The 6,257-nt window shown below is 55.3% G+C and carries 7 protein-coding genes; 4 read left to right on the forward strand and 3 right to left on the reverse strand.

Annotation, left to right across the window (positions count from 1 at the left end):
- Window positions 1–26: 26 nt before the first annotated feature.
- The 3 genes from HEQ34_RS11420 (at window position 27) to HEQ34_RS11430 (ending at window position 2,620) form a co-directional block, all read left to right on the forward strand.
- On the forward strand, window positions 27–812 hold the full coding sequence (locus tag HEQ34_RS11420) for an enoyl-CoA hydratase-related protein (protein WP_296200483.1): 786 nt from the start codon (window positions 27–29) through the stop codon (window positions 810–812).
- Between the two features lie 359 nt (window positions 813–1,171).
- Complete coding sequence (locus HEQ34_RS11425) at window positions 1,172–1,915, forward strand: hypothetical protein (protein ID WP_296200485.1); 744 nt, start codon at window positions 1,172–1,174, stop codon at window positions 1,913–1,915.
- A gap of 474 nt (window positions 1,916–2,389) precedes the next feature.
- Window positions 2,390–2,620 carry a hypothetical protein gene (locus HEQ34_RS11430; protein ID WP_296200486.1) on the forward strand — a complete coding sequence of 77 codons (231 nt, stop codon included), beginning with the start codon at window positions 2,390–2,392 and terminating at the stop codon, window positions 2,618–2,620.
- A 307-nt stretch (window positions 2,621–2,927) separates the two neighbouring features.
- Here the strand turns inward: HEQ34_RS11430 and HEQ34_RS11435 are convergent, their stop codons facing one another.
- Genes HEQ34_RS11435 through HEQ34_RS11445 form a run of 3 tightly spaced genes read right to left on the reverse strand, consistent with a single transcriptional unit; the run spans window position 2,928 to window position 3,467 of the window.
- Window positions 2,928–3,098, reverse strand: coding sequence for a hypothetical protein (locus HEQ34_RS11435; protein ID WP_296200488.1), 171 nt, complete (start codon window positions 3,096–3,098; stop codon window positions 2,928–2,930).
- On the reverse strand, window positions 3,061–3,282 hold the full coding sequence (locus HEQ34_RS11440; RefSeq protein ID WP_296200490.1) for a hypothetical protein: 222 nt from the start codon (window positions 3,280–3,282) through the stop codon (window positions 3,061–3,063). The genes HEQ34_RS11435 and HEQ34_RS11440 overlap by 38 nt, the downstream gene beginning before the upstream one ends.
- Window positions 3,283–3,287: 5 nt before the next feature.
- On the reverse strand, window positions 3,288–3,467 hold the full coding sequence (locus HEQ34_RS11445; protein WP_296200492.1) for a hypothetical protein: 180 nt from the start codon (window positions 3,465–3,467) through the stop codon (window positions 3,288–3,290).
- Between the two features lie 1,031 nt (window positions 3,468–4,498).
- On the opposite strand from HEQ34_RS11445, the gene HEQ34_RS11450 reads away from it, so the two are divergent.
- Window positions 4,499–6,257, forward strand: a 1,759-nt coding sequence (locus HEQ34_RS11450; RefSeq protein WP_296200496.1) for an Ig-like domain-containing protein, incomplete at its 3' end; no start/stop codon positions are given.

Here is a 6,257-nt window from a genome sequence, read left to right on the forward strand (position 1 = left end):
CAAGCGCCGGAGGAGGGCGCGTAATTATGACGTATGAAACGATCACTTTGGATGTTGCGGACAGGATCGCAACCATCACCCTCAACCGTCCCGAACGCATGAACGCGTGTTCGCTCGAAATGGCGGGTGAAATAAATGATGCCGTTTCCAATGGTCTTGGCGATGCACGTTGTCTTGTCCTTACCGGCGCAGGGCGTGGCTTTTGCTCCGGCGCAGACTTGTCCGCGCGCGCAGGACGCTCAATTTCGGGAGGGGAGGGCAGCTACATCGCACTGACCCGGCATTATAACCCGCTGATGATGAACCTTGCGCGTCTGAATATGCCCATCGTCACCGCCATCAACGGCGCGGCGGCGGGGGTTGGCTGCTCCATCGGTCTATGCGGCGATTTTGTCATTGCAGGCAAATCAGGCTATTTCCTTCAGGCGTTTGTGAATATCGGCCTCGTCCCCGACGGAGGTGCATCGTGGATGCTACCCCGCTTGGTTGGCAAAGCGCGCGCAACCGAAATGATGATGCTCGGAGAGAAAATCAGCGGTGAAAAAGCGGCCGATTGGGGCATGATCTACAAATGCGTGGAAGATGAAGCGTTGCACGCAGAAGCCCGCGCACTGGCGACCCGGCTCGCCAACGGCCCCACAGTGGCCTATGCGGTGATGCGCAAAAATATCCTAACCGCGCTGGAAAACTCTTACGCCGAACAATTGCTCGCCGAAGCCGAAGGGCAGAGGATCGCAGGAAGCACCGCCGACGCAAAAGAAGGCGCGCGGGCCTTTGTGGAAAAGCGCAAAGCAGTTTTTACGGGGCAATGAGACGTGGTGGCGTCTTGATCTGAAGGCGGGTGTGGCCAAAAGCTGTGCCCTCTTGTCCATCAGCGCCCAATATTGCGATGTTGCCTAGAACGCATTGCCGATAGCGAGGACGAAGTTTTTTGAGGTAAGCCCAATTCAATAATGGCGGTTCAGTAAAGAGTTTAGCACTTCTGAAGATCGCAGAGGGTTTATCCGGGAGAGATGCTGGCGGACAGGGTGAAAATACCCCTGAGGCCATGAAAATGCCGGTTTTCTGGGTTTTGTTTTTCTCTATTCTGTGACGGTATGTGACCGAGCTGTGTGCGCTAGTCAAACCCGTCCGGTTTATGTATCCCTAACAAAACTCACTCGGGGGTGTTATGGCGCTTGAAGTCAGTGGTGAAGAAATCGTTGGACTAACGAACTACGAGGCCGCGCTCCAGCTCCAGACTATTTTGGTTTCCGCTTGCGAGGGCAAGAGGGATGGAGAACCAGCGATAATCTATCAACAGCTTCGCCGCTGGGCAATGGCGAAGGCTAGCTGGGCATCGGCCATCCCGTCGTTCGTTAAAGGCTGCCATGACCTTCCGTCCTTTTGGTCCTATATCCGTGGTGTAAGTGACCAGTGGGAACCTCGACGCCAACACGTTCGGAAGGCAATGGAGGCATTGCTGCATCTGTCCGAACACTCCAGCGACGTTGTGAACTCTTCAGCCTGGACGGGAATCAAAAGTGCGAGGGACCGTCTCGGAGGCGCTCAAGCTCTAATCCCCGTAGCTCAGGCATCTATCAAAGCCTTAATAGACCACTATGAGCTGGGCCGTGGGAATGGCGGTCCGCCTTTAGACGAACATAAGGATGCGTTAGAGGCGCTTCGCGGATTGCATCAGGCGCTTGGCGATATCCTGAGGTTGGTCGATGGTGGACACTCCATCACCGCCAAGGCCCAAAAAGAGGCCGTTGATTATCTCGGAAGGGCTGCGAAAGCGTTGAAGGGGGACCCTTTACCCTTTGCGGTATCAGCCTTGTGCATGGGAGTGTTCACCGCTCTTGGCTTTCCCAATGTCGGCGGCTGGCTGGGCGCTGCTGCCATGACTATCCGTAAGTCCGGTGAAGCCGTGTAACTTGAACTCAGAGTCACTCAAGGTTCTACGAAGGGTATAGCTCATCAAGCGCCAACTGCGCCTCCAACGGTGTCTCTATCCCAAAGTCCTGTTGCAACCCGTGCGGGTCACACCACTCAGGCCAAGGCTCGTCCTTCCCGAACTTTCCCGTCACGGCATTTGTAAAGCCTGCCGTGTTAGCGGAAACCACCATAAGGGGTTCTGTGCAAATGGCGTCGCAGGTGAGGTCACAGGGTTGGTATATTTGCCCCTGAGAGATTTACCCCTGGGCCGTTCGGTCACCAAAGGCAGTCGCGGAAACAAGGCGGTAAAATAGCTGGCTGCGTTCGATTCGGGTCATGTCCCTCTATGGAACAAATGCGGAATAAACATCATTGGCGCTGTTGTAATTTTCCTCTTCCGTGCGAACGAATGTAACGCGTAATCAATGTCTCAGGTCAAGGGGCGGGTGTTTGCGACGGCAACGGAGGGTAAATGTCTGACGACAGTTTTTGGAGCCGCATGTTCGTGATGGGGGTGCTTGCAGGTAGTCTATACTATTGCACCCGAGAGGACGAGCCTGCGCCTCCGGAAGCGGCGGCCTTGGCGATGCCCTCGTCTATGACAGTTTTCGATGACATGCCGGGCAATAAACTTGGGGTTATGGCCATTCCTGCGGCTCTTGAGGGAGCTGGCGGACAGGGTGTCCGCCGTCTCTTTAACTAAGCATTTCAAAAAAAGCAATTTAATCTAAAATGTCTTGGATCTGCTCCCACACGTGCTCCCTCATATTTCAATCGAGAAGAGAGATGAGCTGATTTGTGGTCGGCTTCTTGTAGCCTGATGTGGCTCCGATGCGAAAGAAATCTTTTTTCTCCGTTTCGATGTTTTCGAAGAAGTCATTTTGCAAGATTGCCAAATCGCTAACACCCGATGCGGAGATTAGAGCTGCTAATCTCCGCGCCAGGGGAACGCGCTAAGCGCGCCCGTCTTAATCGTCGACTTTCGGCAGAGGCTGGCGAAGGACGATGCGTCAGTTTATCGGCATGACGTCGAGTTGAAGCGAAAGGCCCTTGCCGTCGCGGTGAGGCCAAGCGGCCCCAACCTTGGTCCAGAAGCCTTTGTCGCCCTTGCTGGTGACGTGCCATGCGTGAAAGTCTGGCTGCTTAGGTTCGTTGGTTGATGCGGCTGTTGTGCGGGTCATTGTCGTCGTCGACGGCGTCAAAGGTCTCGATCAAATCGCGGATGCATGATTGATCTGCATCGGGAAACGAACGAAACCCGACTGTCGCAACGGCAGTGCAAGCAACCCCCATCGCTTGACGTGTCATGTCGTCCAAACGCTCAATCCGCGTGGTCTGTTCGCGCGCAGTGGCAAGAGCGGTCATTGCACCTATCCCCTACGGGTTTCGCAAAGCATTACTAGCGCCCCAAAATCCTCGCGCTCATCAAGCCGGTCGGAAATCTTGCGGACACAGGCAATCGGCAAACCATTATCGTTGGCAATGCTGCGTGAGTAATCGTCGCGGGTCTCGGCCCCGCACTCATGATACATCAACTGTAAATCAAACATTTCCCACCTCCTTTGCAGGCTGAAAGCCGCACTGGCTGCGACATGCGGCTGTGCCTCCCGGCGAGGATCGGGGAGAGGGGGAGGGTAAGCCGAATCGTCACCCTTGGCGCGGGCCAGCGGGCAATACCCGCCACCAGGGGGTGACTATTCTGCTTTGGGAAATGAGAGGGCAAAGCCCTTAACGTTCCCGCCCAGATCGCCTTGCGATCCAGCAAGCAACGGCACACTTGCACGGCACAACGCAGACGGACGCCCTGATGGCGAAGGCAAGCGGGCAGAGGGTGTTTCGCGATTAGCGCAGTTCCGCAATGCCTGCGATAGCGAGATACAAGCGGGCATACGGCAAGGCGAGAGGCAAGATTACCAGCGGGTCAGAACAAAAGCACAGCACCTTCAGGAGGACGAAGCGTGGGAAGAGTGCAACCACTGTTATTTCCATCCAACTGGACCTGCTCCGGATCGTCACCCAGATAGGACGAGACTACAGGCCCAGTATGCGTCGGCGTATACAGCCTGTTGCCCGAAGGCTAGGCCCTATGCCGTGCGCGATGATTTCAGGAACGGCTAGAAACGCTAACTTTTCGGACGTTCGTTAAGCGTTTTGCATTTCGCAAATCCTGCCGTTCGTTCAACTCACATTTGGTTGCTGCCTAATACCAAGTCCCGTTGATTAGAACTCATGAGCTCATTGACGCAGACCAATGGACATTATTTTCCAGAGTTGATCGACGATATCGTCATGGGGTTTGATGAAGCGCTCGCAGAACGATTCTTTCACCGATTCCATCCATTTTGGACTATTATCATATATTTTAGATGGAATTACGTACATTTACACAGTGGCCGTGGATCTCATGTGCATGTGTATGTCAGGATTTCGGTCCATGTTGGCCTACTATCATTAATTTTACATAACATTACTTAAATTTACGTATTTGTTGTTGAATATCATGTGTATGCGGGGATTTCGGTCCAGTTTGACTATTAGTTTTGGGTGACGGTACCCCAGATAAAGCAGAGAAAGATGCAACATGGCTAAGATCATTCGACTGACGGCAAAGAATGGCGCGATTAAGGAAATTCCTTTTGTAGGCAAGTTCAAGCTTGATCCCCAGTTTCTTGGCGCGAAAGTTGAGGTGATCGACAGCGTTACCGGAGCCTGGGTGTCAGCCGTTAAAGTCCGTATTCGTGGCAAGAATGTTGATCTGTCATATTCTCAGGACGCGCAACCAGAAGAGGCAAAGCCCGAAGTTGCTGCCGAGAGCCAGAGCTCTTCGGATGCAGGCTTGAAAGACGGTTCCAATTTGTCTGACTTAGATACCGGCGATACAGGGGGTGTCGGTGCATCGGCCCAGCAACAGCCTTCTGCTGCGCTGCCGGCGGGCGGCATCTCTGGGACTAGTATTGCACTTGGTGTTGTTGGGCTTGGCGCATTGGCAGGCATTGCTGCTGCCGGTGGCGGTTCTAACAAGACGCCTCCGCCAGCCCGCACGCCTCCGCCCGCCCCCACTGCACTTGACTTGGCTTCTGCCGATGACACGGGTGCGAGCAATAGCGATAATGTAACGAGCCAGACGTCCGCCCTCACCATTACGGGCCAGGCCGAAGCTAATGCCCGCGTTGAGTTGTTTGACGGCACAACCTCGCTTGGCACGACAACTGCCAGTGCAACCGGCGCATTCAGTCTGGATGTGACGCTAGCTGCTGGCGCGCGCTCGATCACCGCCAAGGCGACCAATGCTGCGGGCAATGTGAGTGCGGCGTCTGCCGCACTAACCATAACGGTCGACGCGACAGCTCCTGCTGCGCCTACTGGTCTTGACTTGGCTGCGGCAGATGACAGTGGTGCCTCACCGACCGATGATCTGACCAACAAGCAAAGCGTGACGATCACTGGCCAAGCAGCGGCCAATGCCTCCGTTGAGTTGTTTGATGGCACAACCTCGCTTGGTACGACAACTGCAAATGCCTCTGGTGCATTCAGTTTTGAGGTCACGCTTGCCGCTGGCGTTCGCTCGATCATTGCCAAGGCAATAGACGCTTCTGGCAATGTGAGTGCGGCATCTGCTGCACTGGCCGTAACGGTGGACGCGACAGCTCCCGCTGCGCCTACTGGCCTTGACTTAGCTGCGGCAGATGACAGCGGCTCTGATAGCACAGACAATGTTACCAGCCAGAGCTCAGGCCTGACGATCACTGGCCAAGCAGAAGCCAATGCCCTCGTTGAGTTGTTCGATGGCACAACCTCGCTTGGCACCACAACCGCAAATGCCTCTGGTGCATTCAGTCTTGATGTGACGCTAGCCGCTGGCGCGCGCTCGATTACTGCCAAGGCAACTGACACTGCGGGCAATGTGAGTGCGGCATCTGCCGCACTAGCCATAACGGTGGACGCGACAGCTCCTGCTGCGCCTACTGGCCTTGACTTAGCCGCGGCCGATGACACGGGGTCGAGCAATAGCGATAATGTAACGAGCCAGACGTCCGCCCTAACGATCACTGGCCAAGCCGAAGCTAATGCCCGCATCGAGTTGTTCGATGGCACAACCTCGCTTGGCACGACAACCGCAAATGCCTCTGGAGCATTTAGTCTGGATGTGACGCTTGCCGCTGGCGCGCGCGCGATTACTGCCAAGGCGACCGACGCTGCGGGCAATGTGAGTGCGGCATCTGCTGCACTGGCCGTAACGGTCAACGCTGCGGTTAATGTGACGGGTCAGATTGTGGCTGGCCCCGTCCAATCCGGCAACGGCCTGTCGGTCGACATTTATCGTGCCAACGGGACGCTTC

The sequence above is a fragment of the Sphingorhabdus sp. genome (assembly GCF_023910635.1).
In the GTDB taxonomy this organism is placed as follows: Bacteria; Pseudomonadota; Alphaproteobacteria; order Sphingomonadales; family Sphingomonadaceae; genus Sphingorhabdus_B.